Origin of the sequence: Streptomyces sp. NPDC052701, from assembly GCF_040678355.1 — a bacterium.
Lineage (GTDB): Bacteria > Actinomycetota > Actinomycetes > Streptomycetales > Streptomycetaceae > Streptomyces.
Genome location: NZ_JBFATO010000030.1, coordinates 31,802 through 51,111, shown reverse-complemented (window position 1 = coordinate 51,111; position 19,310 = coordinate 31,802). Strand labels below are relative to the sequence as shown.

19 protein-coding genes and 1 pseudogene are annotated in these 19,310 nt (G+C 72.3%); 10 read left to right on the top strand and 10 right to left on the bottom strand.

Going from position 1 to position 19,310, the window contains the following annotated elements:
* Positions 1-24 precede the first annotated feature (24 nt).
* A complete protein-coding gene (gene hemL / locus AB0L29_RS27070) occupies positions 25-1,341 on the bottom strand; it encodes a glutamate-1-semialdehyde 2,1-aminomutase (protein WP_365830405.1) in 1,317 nt (438 codons plus the stop codon).
* Between the two features lie 634 nt (positions 1,342-1,975).
* Between hemL and AB0L29_RS27065 the strand changes: the two genes are divergently transcribed.
* A complete protein-coding gene (locus AB0L29_RS27065; RefSeq protein ID WP_003992141.1) occupies positions 1,976-2,413 on the top strand; it encodes a hypothetical protein in 438 nt (145 codons plus the stop codon).
* Between the two features lie 54 nt (positions 2,414-2,467).
* On the opposite strand, the pseudogene AB0L29_RS27060 reads toward AB0L29_RS27065, so the two are convergent.
* A pseudogene (locus AB0L29_RS27060) lies at positions 2,468-2,599 on the bottom strand (site-specific integrase); the annotation flags it as partial.
* 611 nt (positions 2,600-3,210) lie between these two features.
* On the opposite strand from AB0L29_RS27060, the gene AB0L29_RS27055 reads away from it, so the two are divergent.
* From AB0L29_RS27055 to AB0L29_RS27040, 4 genes are all read left to right on the top strand, one after another.
* The gene (locus tag AB0L29_RS27055) at positions 3,211-4,512 is read left to right on the top strand and encodes an ice-binding family protein (protein WP_365830403.1); all 1,302 of its coding nucleotides are present in this window, start codon (positions 3,211-3,213) and stop codon (positions 4,510-4,512) included.
* A 237-nt stretch (positions 4,513-4,749) separates the two neighbouring features.
* A complete protein-coding gene (locus AB0L29_RS27050; RefSeq protein WP_365830499.1) occupies positions 4,750-5,355 on the top strand; it encodes a DUF5819 family protein in 606 nt (201 codons plus the stop codon).
* Entirely contained in the window at positions 5,345-6,511 is a 1,167-nt protein-coding gene (locus tag AB0L29_RS27045; RefSeq protein ID WP_365830401.1) for an HTTM domain-containing protein, read from the top strand. Before AB0L29_RS27050 ends, AB0L29_RS27045 begins: the two co-directional genes overlap by 11 nt.
* A gap of 165 nt (positions 6,512-6,676) precedes the next feature.
* The gene (locus tag AB0L29_RS27040; protein ID WP_264243114.1) at positions 6,677-7,126 is read left to right on the top strand and encodes a nuclear transport factor 2 family protein; all 450 of its coding nucleotides are present in this window, start codon (positions 6,677-6,679) and stop codon (positions 7,124-7,126) included.
* A gap of 22 nt (positions 7,127-7,148) precedes the next feature.
* On the opposite strand, the gene AB0L29_RS27035 is transcribed toward AB0L29_RS27040, so the two are convergent.
* From AB0L29_RS27035 to AB0L29_RS27010, 6 genes are all read right to left on the bottom strand, one after another.
* Positions 7,149-8,023, bottom strand: a protein-coding gene (locus tag AB0L29_RS27035; protein ID WP_365830399.1) for an IS5 family transposase whose coding sequence is annotated in 2 segments (ribosomal slippage) — positions 7,149-7,630 and positions 7,630-8,023 — 876 coding nt in all. Because the reading frame shifts where the segments join, the coding sequence is not laid out codon by codon here.
* 44 nt (positions 8,024-8,067) lie between these two features.
* Positions 8,068-8,469 carry a DUF393 domain-containing protein gene (locus tag AB0L29_RS27030; protein ID WP_365830397.1) on the bottom strand — a complete coding sequence of 134 codons (402 nt, stop codon included), beginning with the start codon at positions 8,467-8,469 and terminating at the stop codon, positions 8,068-8,070.
* 184 nt (positions 8,470-8,653) lie between these two features.
* A complete protein-coding gene (locus AB0L29_RS27025) occupies positions 8,654-10,099 on the bottom strand; it encodes a HAMP domain-containing sensor histidine kinase (protein WP_365830395.1) in 1,446 nt (481 codons plus the stop codon).
* Positions 10,100-10,822, bottom strand: coding sequence for a response regulator transcription factor (locus AB0L29_RS27020; RefSeq protein WP_365830393.1), 723 nt, complete (start codon positions 10,820-10,822; stop codon positions 10,100-10,102).
* Between the two features lie 114 nt (positions 10,823-10,936).
* Positions 10,937-12,013 (bottom strand): LLM class flavin-dependent oxidoreductase, encoded by a 1,077-nt coding sequence (locus AB0L29_RS27015; RefSeq protein ID WP_365830391.1) that lies wholly within the window; start codon positions 12,011-12,013, stop codon positions 10,937-10,939.
* Positions 12,014-12,172: 159 nt separating this feature from the next.
* The gene (locus tag AB0L29_RS27010; protein WP_365830389.1) at positions 12,173-12,805 is read right to left on the bottom strand and encodes a TIGR03086 family metal-binding protein; all 633 of its coding nucleotides are present in this window, start codon (positions 12,803-12,805) and stop codon (positions 12,173-12,175) included.
* 80 nt (positions 12,806-12,885) lie between these two features.
* Between AB0L29_RS27010 and AB0L29_RS27005 the strand changes: the two genes are divergently transcribed.
* Positions 12,886-13,689 carry a helix-turn-helix domain-containing protein gene (locus AB0L29_RS27005; protein WP_365830387.1) on the top strand — a complete coding sequence of 268 codons (804 nt, stop codon included), beginning with the start codon at positions 12,886-12,888 and terminating at the stop codon, positions 13,687-13,689.
* 355 nt (positions 13,690-14,044) lie between these two features.
* Here the strand turns inward: AB0L29_RS27005 and AB0L29_RS27000 are convergent, their stop codons facing one another.
* Positions 14,045-14,935 carry an NADP-dependent oxidoreductase gene (locus AB0L29_RS27000; RefSeq protein WP_365830385.1) on the bottom strand — a complete coding sequence of 297 codons (891 nt, stop codon included), beginning with the start codon at positions 14,933-14,935 and terminating at the stop codon, positions 14,045-14,047.
* A 173-nt stretch (positions 14,936-15,108) separates the two neighbouring features.
* On the opposite strand from AB0L29_RS27000, the gene AB0L29_RS26995 reads away from it, so the two are divergent.
* The 3 genes from AB0L29_RS26995 to AB0L29_RS26985 all read left to right on the top strand — a co-directional run bounded on the left by AB0L29_RS26995 (position 15,109) and on the right by AB0L29_RS26985 (position 16,902).
* Positions 15,109-15,513 (top strand): helix-turn-helix domain-containing protein, encoded by a 405-nt coding sequence (locus AB0L29_RS26995; protein ID WP_365830383.1) that lies wholly within the window; start codon positions 15,109-15,111, stop codon positions 15,511-15,513.
* An 82-nt stretch (positions 15,514-15,595) separates the two neighbouring features.
* Complete coding sequence (locus tag AB0L29_RS26990) at positions 15,596-15,931, top strand: YnfA family protein (RefSeq protein ID WP_365830381.1); 336 nt, start codon at positions 15,596-15,598, stop codon at positions 15,929-15,931.
* Positions 15,932-16,122: 191 nt separating this feature from the next.
* Positions 16,123-16,902, top strand: a complete 780-nt coding sequence (locus tag AB0L29_RS26985; protein ID WP_365830378.1) for an SDR family NAD(P)-dependent oxidoreductase — start codon at positions 16,123-16,125, stop codon at positions 16,900-16,902.
* A 6-nt stretch (positions 16,903-16,908) separates the two neighbouring features.
* Here the strand turns inward: AB0L29_RS26985 and AB0L29_RS26980 are convergent, their stop codons facing one another.
* Positions 16,909-18,102: an RtcB family protein gene (locus AB0L29_RS26980; protein ID WP_365830376.1), complete on the bottom strand. Its 1,194-nt coding sequence runs from the start codon at positions 18,100-18,102 to the stop codon at positions 16,909-16,911.
* A 205-nt stretch (positions 18,103-18,307) separates the two neighbouring features.
* On the opposite strand from AB0L29_RS26980, the gene AB0L29_RS26975 reads away from it, so the two are divergent.
* On the top strand, positions 18,308-19,192 hold the full coding sequence (locus AB0L29_RS26975; protein WP_365830497.1) for a DUF3558 domain-containing protein: 885 nt from the start codon (positions 18,308-18,310) through the stop codon (positions 19,190-19,192).
* The last annotated feature ends 118 nt before the right edge of the window (positions 19,193-19,310 follow it).

Here is a 19,310-nt window from a genome sequence, read left to right as displayed (position 1 = left end):
CGACGGTGACGTCCTGGGGGGTGTTCACGCCGTCGCCTCCGCAGCCGCCCGGGCCGCCGCCGGAAGGGCGTCGGCGATCTTCTGCACGGCCCGCTCGTCGTGGGCCGCTGACACGAACCAGGACTCGAAGGCCGAGGGCGGGAGGTAGACGCCGTGCGCCAGCATCGCGTGGAAGAAGGCGGTGAAGCGGAAGGACTCCTGCGCCTTGGCGTCCTCGTAGGTGCGCACGGGCCGGTCCGTGAAGAACACGGAGAACATGTTGGAGGCGTTCTGCAGCGTGTGCGCGACGCCCTCCTTGGTCAGCGCCTCGGTGACCAGGGCCTGGATCTGCGCGGAGACGGCGTCGACCTTCTCGTACGCGGCGTCGTCGAGCAGGCGCAGCTGGGCGAGGCCGGCGGCGGTGGCGACGGGGTTCCCGGAGAGGGTGCCGGCCTGGTAGACGGGCCCGGCGGGGGCGAGGTGCGCCATGACGTCGGCGCGCCCGCCGAAGGCGGCGGCCGGGAAGCCCCCGCCCATCACCTTGCCGAAGGTCATCAGGTCGGGCACGACGCCGTCGATGCCGTACCAGCCGGCCCGGCTGGTACGGAACCCGGTCATCACCTCGTCGGAGATGTACAGGGCGCCGTTCTCGGCGCAGATGTCCTTCAGCCCCTGGTTGAACCCGGGCAGCGGCGGGACGACGCCCATGTTGCCGGGCGAGGCCTCGGTGATCACGCAGGCGATCTCGCCGGGGTGGGCGGCGAACGCGGCGCGCACGGCGTCGAGGTCGTTGTACGGCAGGACGATCGTCTCGCCCGCCTGGGCACCGGTGACGCCCGGGGTGTCGGGCAGCGCGAAGGTGGCGAGGCCGGAGCCGGCCGAGGCGAGCAGGGCGTCGACGTGGCCGTGGTAGCAGCCGGCGAACTTGACCACCTTGGAGCGCCGGGTGAAACCGCGGGCGAGCCGGATCGCCGACATGGTGGCCTCGGTCCCGCTGGAGACCAGCCGCACCTGCTCCAGCGGCTCGACGCGGGAGACCATCTCCTCGGCGAGCGCGACCTCGCCCTCACCGGGCGTGCCGAAGGACGTACCGCGCGCGACGGCCTCCTGCACGGCGGCGACGACCTCCGGGTGGGCGTGCCCGAGGATCATCGGCCCCCACGAGCAGACCAGGTCGACGTACTCCCGCCCGTCGGCGTCGGTCAGGTACGGCCCGGTGCCGGACACCATGAACCGGGGCGTGCCGCCCACGGCGCGGAAGGCCCGCACCGGGGAGTTCACGCCGCCGGGCGTGACGGCCGCCGCACGGTCGAAAAGAGCCTCCGAGACGGGGGCTTCGTACGGATATGCCAGTTCGCTCATGACCTGCGACTTCTCCGACCTGTTTGGACTTCTCGTGGCTTTACGGGCTCCGGTTGCCAGGGACTTGTTCAGGGTAGGCCAGCGGGCGGCGGTGCCGACGGGGCACTGCCCGGGACGGCGCAGGGGCGGTGCCGGGACGGCCAAACAGCGGCGCCGGGACGGCGGAGCGGCGGCGCCGGAACGAGGGAGCGGCGGCGCCGGAACGACGAACATCCCCCACCGACCCGGCAACCGGCCCGCAATTCCCCGTGGTCTGCGAAACTGGGACCTGATACACACAGCTCGAACGGTCCATGCGGGGAGGGCCGGGCGGATCCCGCGGACGGATGTCTCACCGCACGTTTCGGTGAGCAGCCGCGGGGGAGGTCACTGACACGATGATCGGGTTGCGCGGCGGGGACCACGCGTCCTAGAAAAGCAGTCGGGTGGAGATATGCATCGCGGTGGCGGACTGGGCGAGGGGACTGACGACCTGGGTCCTCGACGTGCCCGGCGGGGAAGGCACCGGCGCGAAGCGGAGGACACGAACGAAACACACCAGGCACAGGGTCTACCGACTGAACCGGAGCGGTTCGACCGACGTATTGACCGGCGGATCGACCGTGTACGGGCGGGGAGCGGGAATGGTGGTCGGGTGGGGGTGACGTACAAGTACTTCGGCGCGCCGGACGGCGCGACCGCGGCCCGCGTCCCGATCTCGATGCGCCCCGAGGAACTGGGCGGCGACGAGCTCGGCATGAACGGCATGTTCACCAAGATCAAGCCGGAGACCATGGCGGCCATGGTGCTGACCGGCATCGAGGGCGTGCCGCTGCACAAGGTGCCGCCGCTGGAGCTGGTGGTCCTGCACCCCGACTACGCGGTGGTCAAGCTCCCGATGACGGTCGTCGACCCGCTGCGCGGCATCGGCGAGGAGGCGGTGGGCGCGGCGGCCTTCATCTGGTCGACGGTGCCGGACCGCGGTGGCCCGCGGGACGCGTTCAACGTCTACCAGCTGCTGCACGAGTGGCAGGACTTCTCGCACCGGCTGCACGAGGCGGGGCATCAGGCGTACTGCCTGGTGTGGCCCTGACCCGGGGTTCTCTATGGTTCGGGCGGGGCTTTCGGGCCCCGCCCTCGTCAGTGGCGCCTTGATGCCCTCCCCCGTGTCCGGGACCACGCCGGCGTAGGCGTGGCGGAGGGCGTGTGAGCCGTCCTCCGGGGCCGCCGTCAGACAGTCGTCCGCTCCACGCTCGCGCGGCGGGACGGCGCCCGCGGCCGGACGGGCCTGCGGACGCCCCGGTCCTCGCGTGGTGACCGTCCCGACCCCGGCCCCAGCGCTCCGCGCCGTGCTTGCAGACCCCGCCCGACCAGCGCTCAGGGGTGCCGGCGCCACTGCCCCACGCCGAACCCGCCGCGCTCGCCGGCGTCGGCCCCGGCCCCGGACTCCGGCGTGGACGAGCGGCGAGGGCGGGTGGCGGGTCTTCCCCTCCCTCTTCCTCATGTTCCTCTCGATGGACCTCCCCGAGGCAACAGCACGTCGTCCGACCGGGCCTCCGGCGTGGCGCCGAAGGGTTCGCCCGGCGCCCGCCGCCGAGGGCCGCCACCCATGAACCGGCCGCTTTCCGGCCGGGCCGCGAAGAACCGGCGGCGCCCGGCACGGTCAGCCGATCCAAGAATTCAGGCGGACGCTTCGGATCATCGTAAATATGGATTCCAGAAAACTTGCGTGCATCAGAGTACCGAATCCCCGAATATTCCCGACCCGCTTCTCAGATAATGCCGTCGCGTAGAGATCTCTGCTTAATATGCCGCCAAATCCTCAAGGCTCCCCGGGTGATCGACGGCCCGGCAGGCCGCGGCCCCCCTCCCACAGGAAATGGCCTCTCGATGAAGCTGAAGATTCCCAAGGCGGCCAAGTGCCGCGCTTTGACCGGATGGCTGGCCACGGGCCTCGCCGGAACGGTTGCCGCTGTGATGGTCGCCGTGATGCCGACTCCGGCACTGGCCATCGCGACACCCGTACCCCTGGGTACGGCTGCCAGTTTCTCGGTTCTGGCGGGTTCCGAGGTCACCAACACCGGTCCCACCGTGCTCAGTCAGGATCTCGGGGTGAGTCCGGGATCGGCCATCACCGGTTTCCCTCCGGGACAGGTGCTCGGCAGCGTGCACGCGGCGGACCAGGTGGCGGACAACGCCAAGAGCGACCTGGTCACGGCTTACAACAACGCAGCGAGCCAGCCCACGGACTTCGCCCTCGCGGCGGGAATCGGAAACGGCGACACCCTGCTTCCGGGCGTCTACACCGCCGTGTCCGGTGTGGGACTCACGGGTGACCTGATCCTGGACGCCGGCGGGGACCCGGACGCCGTCTGGGTGTTCCAGATCCCCGAAGCCCTGACGACGGCCTCCTCCAGCAGGGTGCTGCTCACGAACGGCGCCTCGGCGTGCAACGTGTACTGGCAGATCGGGAGTTCGGCCACCCTCGGCACCAACTCCACCTTCGTGGGCACCATCATGGCTCTGACCTCGATCAGCGTGAACACGGGGGCGAACATCGAGGGCCGGGCGCTGGCCCGCAACGGCGCCGTGACGCTCGACAACAACAGGATCTTCCCGGGCGAGTGCTCGACCGCGACGACCGGCACGACCACCGGCACCACGACCGGCACCACGACCGGCACCACGACCGGCACCACGACCGGCACGACCACCGGCACCACGACCGGCACGACCACCGGCACCACGACCGGCACGACCACCGGCACGACCACCGGCACCACGGTCGGCACCACGACCGGCACCACGGTCGGCACGACCGCGGGTGTGGTCAGCGGTGGCACCGTGGGCGGACCGCTCGTCACCGGCGGGGGCACCGTGGGGAACACCGCGGGCACCATCGCCGGGAACAACGTCAACGCCGGAAACACCGCCGGGAACAACCTCACCACCGGAATCACCTCGGGCAACACGGCCGGCAATTCCTCCGGTAATTCCTCCGGCAATTCCTCCGGGAACAACGCAGGGAACACCGCCGGGAAAGCCGTCGGCGGCCAGGACGGCGAGCCCGGCCACGGCAAGGACGGCCATGAGCACGAGGGAGTGCCCGGCAAGCCGGACCACGGCCTCGGCAACCACCACGGCTACGACGACGTGCCGAAGCCCGCGGAGCACCAGGGCGACAAGGGCTAGACGGCAGGCTGCGGCGAGTCCGTTCACCGGATGACGGCGCGCGGCGGAATCCCCTCAATTCCGCCGCGCGCCGCCGGTGCGTCTCCGCGGAAAAGACCATTGCGGTTAGCAGACATGAAGGCAAGGTGGGCGGTGTCGAGCCGAATCGAACCAGCGGACGTGACGGAACGCGAGCAGTCCGAATCGGGTCCGCCGCGGGATCGTCATGACGAGCCGGGTCCGCCCGGAAAACGGCCCATGGGTGTGCGCGTGCTGAAAGCGGGGCTGCACACGACCGTGGTCCTCTGTCTGGCCACGACTCTGGTCCACGTCGTTCTCGTCTTCTTTCACGTGGCGCCCCCCAACCCCGTCTCCAGGCGGTACGGCCAGCAGATCGACGCATGGGTGTACCCCTTTTTCGAGCAGAACTGGCGGCTCTTCGCCCCCAACCCCGACTCCGTCAACCGGCAGATCCTGGTGAGAACCGCGCACACCGGTTCCGGCGCGTCGATGCGGGTCAGCCCGTGGTTCGACCTGACTGCCCTGGACGATGCCGCGGTCGAACACCATGCGTTTCCGAGTCATACGGCTCAGAACCTTTTGCGCCGTGCCTGGACCTCCTACGTCGAAACACACGGAAAGGACGACACGGCACGCTCGGAACGGGCCGTGATGATCCAGAAGTATGTGAGCAACATCGCCGCGGACCGCGTCGCCGAACATCGCGGTGGCCGCACGTTCGACTTCATCCAGCTTCGTGTCGTCACGTTCCCCGTCGCGCCGCCCGGCGCCGGGGACCGCCCGCCGACACCGGTCGAGAACCGGCTCCTGCCCTGGTGGAAGGTGACCCCTCATGGGAAATGAGCGGATGCGCGAGCTCCCCGCCGCGGCAGTCGCCCCGGATCGCCCGACGGGCCCGGGAGCCCCGGTCACGGGCGCGGCACGACGCCGGCTCCGCGTCCGGGGTGACGCTCTCCGGGCGCTCGTCACCGGCCGGCCGGTTTCCCTCTACGCCACGTCGGTGCTGCGCATCGGCTACGGGCTGCTCTATCTGGTCTTCCTGCTGCGCGAATTCCCGCACCGGCACGAGATCTGGGGCCCGGACTCCCCGTGGACACCCGCGCTGGCGGCGCAGCTCCTCGACCAGACGGGCTGGTACAGCTTCCTGATCCTGTCGGACAGCCGTGCCTACTTCGAGCTGTGCTACGGGGCGGCCCTCGTGACGTCCGCGCTGTTCATGCTGGGCTGGCGGACCCGGGCCACCTCCGTTCTGTTCGCCGTCGTGGTGACCTCCTTCCACGCGCGGTCGATCTTCATGACGGACGGGGGCGACAACCTGGTCCTGCTGATGTCCCTCTACCTCGTGCTCACCGCGTGCGGCCGGCGCTGGTCCCTGGACGCACGCAGAACGCGGAACAAGGCGGCTCGTGCGGCCGAGGCTCCGGAGCGGGCGAGGGGCTCTTTCACACAGCAACTCCGGGCCGCCCGCACCACCTTGACCACGGTGGTGCACAACTGCGGCGTGTTCCTCATCGCGGCCCAGGTCTGCTTCCTGTACGGATCAGCCGGCCTGTACAAGGTCCAGGGCTCGTTCTGGGCCGACGGCACGGCGCTCCACTACGTGCTGCACCTCGAACTCTTCCAGCCCTGGCCCGCGCTCTCCCACTTCCTGGACCAGTACCCGATGGTGATCGCGGCCATCAGCTATCTGACCGTCCTCACGCAGGTCGCCTTCCCGTTCGTGCTGTTCGGCAGGCTCAAGTACCCCGTCCTCGCCCTGCTGCTGGGCATGCACATCGGCATCGCGGTGCTCCTGGGGCTGCCGGTCTTCTCCGGCGCCATGATCATTGCGGACGCCGTGTTCCTTCCCGACCGCTTCTACACCTCCCTGCCCCGCCTGGGACGACGTACGGCACGGCGGTTCGGGGTGCGGCTGCCCAGGCCGCGGGAAGAAGCGGGAACCGGATCCGTACCCCCGCAAGGCAGGCCCGAGGCTCCCAGTCCGAGGCTCCCGGCCTGAGGCTGCGGTGACGAACGGCGGACAGGGTGGAGCCGGCCGTCCGCCGGCTCCACCTCGACGGTGCTTCACCGGCGGCCAGGGCGTGTTGCGGAAGTGCCGACCGTGCAGCACAACGATGTCTGATTACCGCCAGCAAGGTCCTGCTGTGGTCCTCATGCTGGCGGCATGACGATGTCATCCACTACGGAGTCAGCAACAGTTCTCACCGGCATGTATGCGGCTGAGGCGGAGTACCTGGCGGCGGGAGGCCCTGGCGAGGCTTCGTTCGACCTCCTCGCCCCCTTCTTTGCGCCGGATGTCGAGCTGCATCAAGCAGATGCCCTGCCCTACGGAGGCACTTGGCGTGGGCACAACGGCATGACGCAGTTCTTCCTCATGATGGGAGAGGTGTGGGAGTCGTTCGAGATGGTGGAACAGGAGTTCCTGGCCACCGGTGAGACTGCGGTCGTGCTCACAAAGGTCCGTGCTCGCGCTCGCGCGACCGGCCGTGAACTCAGCTTCCCCATTCTGCAAGCGATCACGGTCAAGGACGGGCGGATCACCGAGGTCCGTCCGTTCTACTGGGACACGCGGGCTATCGCCGATGCCTGCGCCGTGCCGACACCGACAGACTGAGGTCGACGACAAAACCCACTGGTCACAGCCACTCGTTGAGGACTGCCACCAGCACGGTCGCCTCGTAACGGACGGCAAGCTTGTCGTATCTCGTGGCCACGGCCCGGTGGCGCTTGAGGCGGTTGATCCCGCATTCGACCGCGTGGCGCTCGCGGTAGTCGGTCTTGTCGAACTTCGGCGGCCGACCGCCTCGGGAGCCGAGTTTCTGGCGGTTGCGAACTCGGTCCGCCGGGACCGGGATGGTCGCCTTGATACCGCGTCTTCGCAGGTAGGCCCGGTTGCGGCGGGAGTCGTACGCCTTATCGGCCCGCACATGGTCCGGTCGCTTACGGGGTCGACCAGGACCGATCCGCGGCACCCGGATCGCGTCCAGGACGGACTCGAACTGCGGAGAGTCGCCTCGCTGCCCGGCCGTGATCAGCACCGGCAGAGGCTTCTGCCCCTGCTCGACGGCAAGGTGGATCTTGCTCGTCAGACCGCCTCGGGAGCGTCCGAGGCCGTGGTCGGCCGGCTCGACGGCAATGCCGCCGGGCGGTTCCTTTTGCAGGTCCCCCTTTTCGCCGCCCCGGCCGCGTGCTGGTGGGCCCGGCAGACGGTGGAGTCGACGTTCACGTCCCAGGTGATCAGGCCCTTCGCATCCGCCTCGGCCTGGAGGTGGGTGACGATCCTGGCCCAGGTGCCATCGCGCTGCCAGCGGCGGAACAGGTCATAGCCCCGGTCCCAGGGCCCGTAGCGTTCCGGCACATCGCGCCAGGGAGCACCTGTCCGGGTCCGCCACCGTATGCCGTCTGTCAGCTGCCGCCGCGTCCACACCGGCGGACGGCCCGGCTTGATGCCCTGGGGCGACAACGGCTCCAGCCGGGCCCACTGGCCATTCGTCAGATCACCACGTCCCACAGAGCGTGATCATCCACGACCAAGATCCACTTTCGGAACAGACCCTAGCCGGGAGGCACCTGCCCCGGTCTGCGGTCCGCGGGGAGGGCGCAGGCCGATGTCCCGCCCGGCAGGCGGTCGCGGTTGTTCGCGACGAGCCTGTAGACGCCGTGAGCGGCCCAGCGCAGGGGCGGCAGGGTGAGCAGCGCACCGAGCACGGCCCACCCCCCGCCCGTCCTCAGCAACAGTCTGGCGACCGCCTGCGCACCGCCGTGCACACCCCCCGTGGGCGTGATCCACAGCACCTCGTACTCGGCCCGCCGCCGAGTGGCGCCGAGAGGGGCCAGATCCGCGAACTGCCACGGAGTGATCGAGCAGTCGGGCCGCAGCAGGCGCTCGAGGAAGGTCACTGACGTCGTACAGAAACGGCAGTCACCGTCGTAAACCAGCACAGGTCGGGTCAGCATGACCCAATCCTTCCTCACCGGGACACCCTGCCGGAGCAGGCCGGGCGGCAGCGGTTCGGACGGGGCATCGCCCGGTCCGCGCAGGCGTCCCCTCCCCCTCGCACTCATGCCCGGACCGGGAGCCGGCCCGGCTTGCCGCGGCACACCCTCCACCCGGCAGGCCGAGGACGCGGACGGGGCGCCCTCAGGCTCCCCGGCGCCCGTCCCCGGCGGGGCCCGCCCCCACCGTGAACCCGATCGCCACTCCGCCCCCGTCCCGCCGGTAGGCGAACGGCGCCCCGCCGTGCGCCAGGGCCACCTCGCGCACGATCGACAGGCCCAGTCCGGAGCCCGGCAGGGAGCGGGCCTCGGCGGTGCGGTAGAAGCGGTCGAAGACGCGGACGAGGTCGTCGTCGCAGATGCCCGGGCCGCGGTCGAGGACCTCGACGCGGATCGTGCCCGGCCGGGCGGGTCCGGCGACGACGATCTCGATCGGCGCGGTGCCGCCGCGGTCGAACTTCACCGCGTTCTCCACGAGGTTGGAGACCGCCCGGGTCAGCATGCCGGGCCGGCCCTGCGTCGTCGTGTCGCCGCACGCGCGGACCGTGATCCGCCGCCCGCTGCGGCGCCGGGCCAGGCCCGCCACGTCCTCGGCGAGGCCGGCGAGGTCGACCCGCTGCGGCGGCTCGGTGTCGGACTGCCCGGCCGCGAGGTCGACGAGCTCGTTGACCAGGTCGGTCAGTTCGCGGGCCTCCTGGGCCAGGTCCGCGACCAGTTCCTCGCGGGCGTCGGGCGGGAGCTCGTCGATCCTGCGCAGCAGCGAGATGTTGGTGCGCAGCGAGGTCAGCGGGGTGCGCAGTTCGTGGCCGGCGTCCTGGACCAGGCGGCGCTGGTCCTCCTCGGACTGGGCGAGGCGGCCCAGCATGCGGTCGAAGGCGCGGCCGAGGCGGCCGACCTCGTCGTAGCCGGCGACCGGCACCTGGATGCCGAGCCGGCGGGTGCGGGCGACGTCCTCGGCGGCGGAGGTCAGGACGACCAGGCGGCGGGTGATGCGCCGGGCCAGCCACCAGCCGAACAGGCCGGCGGCGGTCACGACGGCCGCCATCAGGACCAGCGTGCGCCGCTGCAGCGCCCGCAGCAGGTCCTCGGTGTCGCTGAACTCCTGCGCGACCTGCACGGCGCCCCGGCCGCCGCCCAGCGCCACGGTCGCGACGCGGTAGACGTCGTCGCCGACGTCGACGTCCCGGTGCTGCACGACCCGCCCGGCCGTGCCGGCGCCCGCGATCGTGCGGTCGGCGTCCGTGACCGGCAGTCCCGGGCTGCCCGGGTCGGCGATCCGGCCGTCCGGACCGAGCACCTGCACATCGGTGCGGGCGGGCCGCACGAGGTCGTGGCCGGGCGCGGAGGAGGAGAAGTCGCGGGGTGTCATGAGGTTCCGCCGGACCTCGTTGCGCAGGTCCTGCACCACCTCGTCGAACACCGACTGCTGGTCCACGCGCACCAGCCGGGCGGCCGCCCCGTAGGACAGGATGCCGACGAGGACGGTCACGGCCGCCGTGACGGCCGCGAACGACACCGCGAACGTGGTCCGCAGCGACACCAGGTGGGGCCGCCGCGGCACCGGCAGCCACCCGGGGCGGCCGGGGGCCACTCAGTCCTCCCGCAGCACGTAACCCACCCCGCGCACCGTGTGGATCAGCTGCGGCGCGCCCGGCGCGTCGAGCTTGCGGCGCAGGTAGCCGACGTAGACGGCGAGGTTCTTGGAGCCGGGGCCGAAGTCGTAGCCCCAGATGCGGTCGTAGATCGTGGAGTGGTCCAGGACGGTGCCGCAGTTGCGGACCAGCAGTTCCAGGAGCTCGAACTCGGTACGGGTCAGCTCCAGCTCGCGCCCGCCGCGCCAGGCGCGGCGGGCCTGCGGGTCCACGCGGATCCCGGCCGCCTCGACGAACCGCTCGGGCCCGGGCCGCTTCGGCGCGTCGCCGTCCGGGGCGGCGGCGGCCGGGACCGGGCTGGTGCGGCGCAGCAGGGCGCGCAGCCGGGCGAAGACCTCCTCCACGTCGAACGGCTTGACGACGTAGTCGTCGGCGCCGGCGTCCAGGCCCGCGATGCGGTCGGCGGTCTCGACGAGCGCCGTCAGCATCAGGATGGGCGTGCGGTCGCCCTCGGCGCGCAGCACCCGGCACACCTGGAGCCCGTCGATGCCGGGCATCATCACGTCCAGCACGAGCACGTCCGGCCTGCCGCGGTGGGCCTGGGCCAGCGCCTCGACGCCGTCGGCGACCGCCGTGACCCGGTAGCCCTCCAGGGTCAGGGCGCGTGCCAGGGCGTGGCGGATGGCGCGGTCGTCCTCGGCGAGCAGAACTGTCTGGGGCACGGGTCCAGTGTGCCCCGCCGCGGCCGCCCCGGGCTCCGGCGGGCCCTGCGGGGCCGCCCTTCTCACCCTCCCCTCACCTGCCCGGCGCGGCCGGGGCGGGCTCCCGTCGAGCGCTCACGCCCGGGCCCGCGCGACCCGGGAGGCGTGGGTGGGCGCGTCCGGGACGTGCGCGGGGCGGCCGACGGCGAACTCCTTGCGCAGCACCGGCACGACCTCCTCGCCGAGGAGGTCGATCTGCTCCAGCACGGTCTTCAGCGGCAGCCCGGCGTGGTCGACCAGGAACAGCTGCCGCTGGTAGTCGCCGGCGTACTCGCGGAACGTCAGCGTCTTCTCGATCACCTGCTGCGGGGAGCCCACGGTCAGCGGAGTCTGCGCCATGAAGTCCTCCAGCGACGGGCCGTGGCCGTAGACGGGCGCCACGTCGAAGTAGGGCCGGAACTCCCGGACGGCGTCCTGCGAGTTGCTCCGCATGAAGACGTGCCCGCCGAGCCCGACGACCGCCTGCTCGGGCGTGCCGTGGCCGTGGTGGGCGTACCGGGTCCGGTACAGCTCGACCATGCGCTTGGTGTGGTCGGCGGGCCAGAAGATGTTGTTGTGGAAGAAGCCGTCGCCGTAGTAGGCGGCCTGCTCGGCGATCTCCGGGGAGCGGATCGAGCCGTGCCAGACGAACGGCGGTACGCCGTCCAGCGGGCGGGGCGTGGCCGTGAACCCCTGGAGCGGGGTGCGGAACCTGCCCTCCCAGTCGACCACGTCCTCGCGCCACAGGCGGTGCAGCAGGGCGTAGTTCTCCAGGGCGAGCGGGATGCCCTGGCGGATGTCCTGCCCGAACCAGGGGTAGACCGGCGCGGTGTTGCCGCGGCCCAGCATGAGGTCGACCCGGCCGTCGGCCAGGTGCTGGAGCATCGCGTAGTCCTCGGCGATCTTCACCGGGTCGTTGGTGGTGATCAGGGTCGTGGCCGTGGACAGGATCAGCCGCTCGGTGCGGGCGGCGATGTGGCCGAGCATCGTGGTCGGGGAGGACGGCACGAACGGCGGGTTGTGGTGCTCGCCGGTCGCGAAGACGTCGAGCCCGGCCTCCTCCGCCTTGAGCGCGATCGCGACCATGGCCTTGATGCGCTCGCGCTCGGTCGGCGTCCGGCCCGTGGTCGGGTCCGGCGTCACGTCGCCGACGCTGAAGATCCCGAACTGCATGGTCGCTCACCCTCCGCAGGTTGTTTATTCTTCAACCATACCTGCGGGGGCGGCGCTCGGCACCCCCGGGCCGGATCCGGCGCCCCGGACCCGGCCCGGTCCCCCGGCTCAGTCCCCCGGGCCGGCCCCCGGGCTTAATCCCCCGGCACGATCCCCGGCTCAGTCCCCCGACCGCCTCCAGCGCGGGTCGCGCCCCGTCTCCGCCAGCAGCCGCTCGAAGCGGTCCGCGCCCCGCGGGACCGGCGCCGGCTCGGCGAACAGGCCCCGCTGCCGGGCCGTCGGCGCCATCTCGGCCACCGTCTCACCGAGCACGCCCAGGACACCCGCGTCCTCCGGACCCGGCCGGTACTCCCGTCCGGTCGCGCGCGCCAGGTCCCAGGCGTGCACGGTCAGGTCGAGCAGGACCAGACAGCCCACCGTCCGGGCCGGCAGGCCCATCGCCCCGGTCGTGCCCTCCTCGGCCCCCGGCTCGGACCAGGCCTCCACCAGCCGCGCGGCCGCCCCGGCGAACTCCTCCCGCCAGTCGCCGCCCGCGCCCACCCGGTCGGGCGTGTCCGTGAAGTCCGCCGGCTGCTTCGCGGCCAGGGCCCGGAACTGCACCACCACCTGGAAGAGGTGGTTGACCAGCGCCCTCACGTCGTACTCAGCGCACGGCGTCGGGGCCGTAAGAGCCTCGTCCGGGATGCCCCGCACCACGGGCACCGCCCGCTCGGCGGCCACCCCGAGCAGGACCCCGAGCGGGGCCGCCGCCACCTCCCGCTCGTCCACCACGGTCTCGTTGTCGTACGTCATGCCGCGACCGTACGAACGGCCCCGGCCCCGCGGCTTGAAGAAACGCGACAGCCCCGGGCGGGGCCGCCTACGATCCGGCCATGGCCGCTCCCCGACGTGACACGCGCGGCATCGTCGACGCCGCGGGCCTCCTCGCCCGCGTCCGCTTCCGCCGCCACGAACCGGCCGGGCCGCTGCGCCCCTACCTCGAGCACTACTGGCTGATCGACTGGGACCTGCCGCAGCCGTACGTGTCCCACGTGGTCCCGCACCCGTGCGTGAACGTCGTCTTCCAGCGGTTCGAGGGGCGCGAGCCCTTCGGCGAGGTCGCCGGGATCGGGCTCGGCCTGTTCTCGCAGAGGCTCCAGGGCCGCGGACGGGTGTGCGGCGTCCAGTTCCGGCCCGGCGGCTTCCGCCCCTTCGCGCCCGGCCGGGCGGCGACGGACTGGACCGGGCGGCGGGTGCCGCTGGCCGAGGTGTTCCCGGGCACGGACCTGGACGCCGTCCTCGGCCCCGACGACGAGCGGGAGCGGGTGGCCGCCCTCGACGCCTTCCTGCTGCGCCACGGCCCGCGGCCCGACGCCCAGGCCGGCCTCGCGATGGCCCTCGTCGACCGGATCCGCCGTGATCGCACGATCCGCCGCGTCGGCGACTTCGCCCGGGCCGAGGGCATGTCGGTGCGGACCGTCCAGCGCCTGTTCGCCGAGTACGTCGGCGTGGGCCCCAAGTGGGTCATCCTGCGCTACCGCGTCCACGACGCCCTGGAACGGGCGGAGTCCTCGCCCGGCACGGACTGGGCCGCCCTGGCCGCCGACCTCGGCTACGCCGACCAGGCCCACCTGGTACGGGACTTCACCGCGACGGTGGGCGTGCCGCCGACGGCGTACGCGCAGGGCGTGCGCTGACGGCCCGCCGAAACCGCGCCGGCGCGCACCGGACAGCGCGCACCAGGCAGCACGCACCGGACAGCGCGCACCGAGCAACGCACCACGGACAGGCCGCGCCCGGCGGGCCACACCCGACAGGGCACGCCCGGTTAAGACACGCCCGGCAGGCCACGCCGGTCAGGGCACCACGGACAGGCCACGCCCGGCGGGCCACACCCGGCAGGGCACGCCGGTCAAGGCACCACCGACAGGCCACGCCCGGCGGGCCACACCCGGCAGGACACGCCGGTCAAGGCACCACCGACAGGCCACGCCCGGCGGGCCACGCCGGCCAAGGCACGCCGGTCAAGGCACCACCGACAGGCCACGCCCGTCAGGGCACGAGCACCAGCCGTCCCCGGACCCCGCCCGCCGCGAGCCGGGCGTGCGCCTCGGCCGCGTCCCGCAGGGCGTACGTCCCGGCCACCCGCAGGGTCAGCACGCCCTCGTCCACCAGCTTCACCAGCTCCGCCAGCCGCGCCCCGTCCGCGTCGACCTCGACGACCGCCGTCCGCACCCCGCGCACCGGCGCCGGCGCCGCCTGCGGGATGACCCCGACGTACGCGCCCCCGTCCCGCACCCACGCCAGGGCGGACTCACCGAGCACCGCCGCGTCGAGGACGGCGTCGACGCCGCCGGGCGCCACCTCCCCGCTCGTGAAGTGCGCGGCCCCCAGGGACCGGACGAGTTCCTCGTCCTCCTCCCGGGCCAGCGCGGTCACCACCATCCCCCGGTACGCCGCGAGCTGGACCGCGAACCCGCCCACGGCCCCCGCCGCGCCCGTCACCAGCAGCGACCGCCCCGGCGCCGGCTCCAGCAGGTCCAGGGCCTGCGCGGCGGTCAGCGCGTTCAGCGGCAGGGTCGCCGCGTGCACCGGGTCGGCCGTCGCCGGGGCCCCGGCCACCGCGTCCGCGTCCACGACGACGTACTCGGCGTGCGTGCCCAGCGGCTTGACCATGCCGTGGTCGAGCGCCACGACCTCGTCGCCCACGCTCCACGCGGTCGCCGCGCCCGTCGCGTCCACGGTCCCGGCGACGTCCCAGCCCAGTCCGATCCGCTTGCCGGCACCGCCGAAGACCCCGGCCCGCACCCCCGCGTCCACCGGGTTCAGCGCAGCCGCCGCCACCTTGATCCGCACCTGCCGCGCCCCCGGCTCCGGCACCTCGGCATCCACGATCCGCACGGCCTCCGGCCCGCCGAAAGCCGTCACCACCGCAGCACGCATGGTCCTCAACTCCCCTGATATCACTGCCGCCGCGGCGTCTCCGCGACTGACAGCAACCCTAGGAAGAGTTACTATCCAGAGGTAAGTAGTTACCTGAGAGTGCGTACGTCACCCGGGAGTACGGACCGCGGACACACGGCACACGGACGCACGGACGTACACGGAGGCGAGCCATGGCGACCACGACGGCGGCCCAGCGGCGCGAACAGGCACGCGTCGCCTACGACGCGTTCCTCAGGGACTGCCCCACCAACCAGCTCCTGGACCGCATCAGCGACAAGTGGGTCAGCCTGATCGTCGCGGCCCTCGCCGACGGCCCCATGCGCTACAGCGACCTCGGCCGCAAGATCGCCGGCGTCAGCCCCAAGATGCTGACGCAGACGCTGCGTTCGCTGGAGCGCGACGGCCTCCTCACCCGCACCGTGACCCCGTCCGTCCCGGTCCGCGTCGACTACGAACTCACCCCGCTCGGCCACAGCCTGAGCCTGCTGCTGACCGCGGTGAAGGACTGGGCGGAGACCCGCTTCGAGGAGGTCCACGCCGCCCGGGAACGCTACGACGCGCAGACCCGGGACTGACCCGCCCCCGGCCGGGCGGCCGGGGGCCGTCCGGCCGGGGGACGGGAAGAGGGCCCGCCGGGGCCCGTGCCAAGCTGCGCGCATGCTGATCCTCCGCTCCGCCGCCCTGTTCGCCGTCGCCGCGCTGTTCGAGATCGGCGGGGCCTGGCTGGTCTGGCAGGGTGTGCGCGAACACCGCGGCTGGCTGTGGGCCGCCGGCGGGGTCCTCGCCCTCGGCGCGTACGGCTTCGTCGCCACCTTCCAGCCCGACGCCCCCTTCGGCCGCGTCCTCGCCGCGTACGGCGGGATCTTCGTCGCCGGCTCGCTCCTGTGGGGCGCCGTCGCCGACGGCTACCGCCCCGACCGCTGGGACGTGGCCGGGGCGCTGGTCTGCCTCGCCGGGATGGCGGTGATCATGTGGGCGCCGCGCGGCGGCTGACCCGGACCGCCGCCCGGCCCGGGCCGGACGTGCCGGGCCGGGCCGGACGTGCCGGGCCGGGCCGGACGTGCCGGGCCGGGCATACCGGGCGGCGTCCCGGGCGGCGTCCCGGGCGGAGGACGGGAGTTCGACGCCAGGGCCTAGGCTTGACGGCGACCAGCCGCAGTACCCGCCGGCCCGAGGAGCAGCCCATGGCCACCGCCGCACCGTCCGCCGCCTCCCGCATCGCCGTCGTCACCGGTGCGAGCAGCGGAATCGGCGCCGCCACGGCCCGGCAGCTCGCCGCCGCCGGCTACCGCGTCGTCCTCACCGCGCGCCGCAAGGACCGCATCGAGGCGCTCGCCGAGGAGATCACCCGGGCCGGCCACTCGGCGACGGCGTACGCCCTGGACGTCACCGACCGCGCCGCCGTCGACGAGTTCGCGACGGCCTTCAGGACGGTCGGCGTGCTCGTCAACAACGCGGGCGGCGCGCTGGGCGCCGACCCGGTCGCCACCGGCGACCCGGACGACTGGCGCCGGATGTACGAGACGAACGTCATCGGCACCCTGAACCTCACCCAGGCCCTGCTCCCCAAGCTGGTCGCGAGCGGCGACGGCACGGTGGTCGTGGTGTCCTCCACCGCCGGCCACGCCACGTACGAGGGCGGCGCGGGCTACGTCGCCGCCAAGCACGGCGCCCACGTCCTCGCCGAGACCCTCCGCCTGGAGATCGTCGGGCAGCCGGTGCGCGTCATCGAGATCGCGCCCGGCATGGTCAAGACGGACGAGTTCGCCCTGACCCGCTTCGGCGGCGACGCCCGGAAGGCCGCGAAGGTCTACGAGGGCGTCGCCGAGCCCCTGACCGCCGACGACGTCGCCGACACCATCACCTGGGCGGTGACCCGCCCCAGCCACGTCAACGTCGACCTCCTCGTCGTCCGCCCGCGCGCCCAGGCGTCGAACACCAAGGTCCACCGCGAGGCGCGCTGAGGGCCCTCACCCCTTGACGCAGACGACCTGCTTCAGCTTGGCCACGACCTCGACCAGGTCCCGCTGCCGGTCGATGACCTGCTCGATCGGCTTGTAGGCGCCCGGGATCTCGTCCACGACGCCGGAGTCCTTGCGGCACTCCACGCCCCGGGTCTGCTCCTCCAGGTCCTTCGTCGTGAACCGGCGCTTGGCCGCGCTGCGGCTCATGCGCCGGCCGGCGCCGTGCGAGGCCGAGTTGAAGGACTTCTCGTTGCCGAGGCCCTTGACGATGTACGAACCCGTGCCCATCGAGCCGGGGATGATCCCGTACTCGCCGGAGCCCGCGCGGATCGCGCCCTTGCGCGTCACCAGCAGGTCCATGCCCTCGTACCGCTCCTGGGCCACGTAGTTGTGGTGGCAGGAGATCTCCGGCTCGAAGACCGGCTTCGCCTTCTTGAACTCCTTGCGGACGACGTCCTTCAGCAGCGCCATCATGATCGAGCGGTTGTACCTGGCGTACTCCTGCGCCCAGAACAGGTCGTTGCGGTACGCCGCCATCTGCGGGGTGTCCGCGACGAAGACGGCGAGGTCGCGGTCGACCAGGCCCTGGTTGTGCGGGAGCTTCTGGGCCACGCCGATGTGGTGCTCGGCGAGCTCCTTGCCGATGTTGCGGGAACCGGAGTGCAGCATCAGCCAGACGGAGCCGGACGTGTCGACGCAGACCTCGCAGAAGTGGTTGCCCGACCCCAGGGTGCCCATCTGCGCACCCGCCCGCTCCCGGCGGAACCTCACGGCCTCGGCGATCCCGTCGAACCGCTGCCAGAAGTCGTCCCATCCCGCGGTGGCGAAGCCGTGCAGCCGCCCCGGATCGACCGGGTCGTCGTGCATCCCCCGTCCCACCGGGATCGCCTGCTCGATCCTCGACCGCAGCCGCGACAGGTCCCCCGGCAGGTCGTCGGCGGTGAGGGAGGTCCTGACGGCCGACATCCCGCAGCCGATGTCGACGCCCACCGCGGCCGGGCACACCGCCCCGCGCATCGCGATGACGGACCCGACCGTCGCGCCCTTGCCGTAGTGCACGTCCGGCATCACGGCCAGGCCCTCGATCCACGGCAGGGTCGCGACGTTCCGCAGCTGCTGCATCGCCCCGTCCTCGACCGACGCGGGATCGGCCCACATGCGGATGGGCACCTTCGCGCCCGGCACCTCGACGTATGACATATCGCCCTCGTTCCCCCGGAAAACAAACAGAAGTATCGATGCGCAAAACCGGCGCCAAGGTCGCTGAAAAGGGATATCGGACCGGCGTCCGCGGCAGTGCGTGCGATACACATTGTCTCCGGAGGACGCCCCGGTGCGGCAAACGAATAACCAGCGGGGACACTGGGTGACCGGGACTACGGACATCGTCGAGAGGAGCCTGACCGTGCAGCGGAAGGCGTACGTATCCGGCGTCGCCGCGCTCCTCGCGGCCCTGTTGACCGGCTGCACCGGCGGCTCGGGCGACGACGGCGCGACGGACGACGCCGACCCGGGCGACGTCGGCCAGGCGTCCGCGGCGGCCCGGCCGGGCAAGTACCGCACCCTGCCCGAGCCCTGCGGCGCGGTCGGCCGCGAGAGCCTCGACGAACTCCTGCCCGGAGTCCGGCAGATGACCGACGAGGAGCAGCGCGAGAAGGCCTACGCGGGCCAGGCGATACTCACCTACGACACCGACCGCAAGGTCGGCTGCCGCTGGAAGGTGGAGTCGGCGCAGGCCACCGACCACCTGTTCGTCGGCTTCGAGCGGGTGGTGTCCTACGACAGCGCCGTCAGCGACGACAGCGAGGCCGGGCGGCTGTTCGCGGTGAAGGAGGCGGACGCCCACCTTCCCGAGCCGACGGTGACGGAGTCCGCGGTCACGGACACCGGTTCCCCGGACGACCCGGCCGCCTCGCCCTCCGCGTCGGCCTCTTCGGCCGCCTCCGGTTCACGGCCGGCGTCCCCGCCCGCCGACTCCTCCTCGGATTCCCCGTCCTCCTCGTCCCCTTCATCTCCTTCGTCCCCTTCGTCCTCCGACACCCCGGCCGAGCTCCAGCCCCGCGTCCTGGAGGACCTCGGCGACGAGGCGTTCCTCGACGACGAGCTGAGCAGCTCCGGTTCGACGGCCGAGCGGCGCACGGTGACTGTGGCGTTCCGCACGTCGAACGTGATCGTGACCATCGAGTACGCGGAGCAGCCGGCGACGGTCGGTGTCGTCCCGGACAGCGGGGAAATGCAGGACAGGGCCCTGGAACTGGCCTCCCGGCTGGCGGATTCACTGAGTGGCTGAGTGCCTCCCGCCCGCCCTTCGCGTCGCTGTGCGAAGCCGGCGAAGGAAGACCGCGCGGCCCTCTCACCGCGTACCGTGACCACTCGGACCCGTTCCGACCGCAGGAACCACGAGCGTC

Coding starts and splice junctions, on each gene's coding strand:
- AB0L29_RS27045 (WP_365830401.1), top strand. CDS start 5,345: ATGGGAAATGAGCGGATGCGCGAGCTCCCCGCCGCGGCAGTCGCCCCG.
- AB0L29_RS26990 (WP_365830381.1), top strand. CDS start 15,596: ATGCTGATCCTCCGCTCCGCCGCCCTGTTCGCCGTCGCCGCGCTGTTC.
- AB0L29_RS26980 (WP_365830376.1), bottom strand. CDS start 18,102: ATGTCATACGTCGAGGTGCCGGGCGCGAAGGTGCCCATCCGCATGTGG.
- AB0L29_RS27000 (WP_365830385.1), bottom strand. CDS start 14,935: ATGCGTGCTGCGGTGGTGACGGCTTTCGGCGGGCCGGAGGCCGTGCGG.
- hemL (WP_365830405.1), bottom strand. CDS start 1,341: ATGAGCGAACTGGCATATCCGTACGAAGCCCCCGTCTCGGAGGCTCTT.
- AB0L29_RS27015 (WP_365830391.1), bottom strand. CDS start 12,013: ATGCAGTTCGGGATCTTCAGCGTCGGCGACGTGACGCCGGACCCGACC.
- AB0L29_RS26985 (WP_365830378.1), top strand. CDS start 16,123: ATGGCCACCGCCGCACCGTCCGCCGCCTCCCGCATCGCCGTCGTCACC.
- AB0L29_RS27030 (WP_365830397.1), bottom strand. CDS start 8,469: ATGCTGACCCGACCTGTGCTGGTTTACGACGGTGACTGCCGTTTCTGT.
- AB0L29_RS27040 (WP_264243114.1), top strand. CDS start 6,677: ATGACGATGTCATCCACTACGGAGTCAGCAACAGTTCTCACCGGCATG.
- AB0L29_RS27050 (WP_365830499.1), top strand. CDS start 4,750: ATGGGTGTGCGCGTGCTGAAAGCGGGGCTGCACACGACCGTGGTCCTC.
- AB0L29_RS27005 (WP_365830387.1), top strand. CDS start 12,886: ATGGCCGCTCCCCGACGTGACACGCGCGGCATCGTCGACGCCGCGGGC.
- AB0L29_RS27055 (WP_365830403.1), top strand. CDS start 3,211: ATGAAGCTGAAGATTCCCAAGGCGGCCAAGTGCCGCGCTTTGACCGGA.
- AB0L29_RS27010 (WP_365830389.1), bottom strand. CDS start 12,805: ATGACGTACGACAACGAGACCGTGGTGGACGAGCGGGAGGTGGCGGCG.
- AB0L29_RS26995 (WP_365830383.1), top strand. CDS start 15,109: ATGGCGACCACGACGGCGGCCCAGCGGCGCGAACAGGCACGCGTCGCC.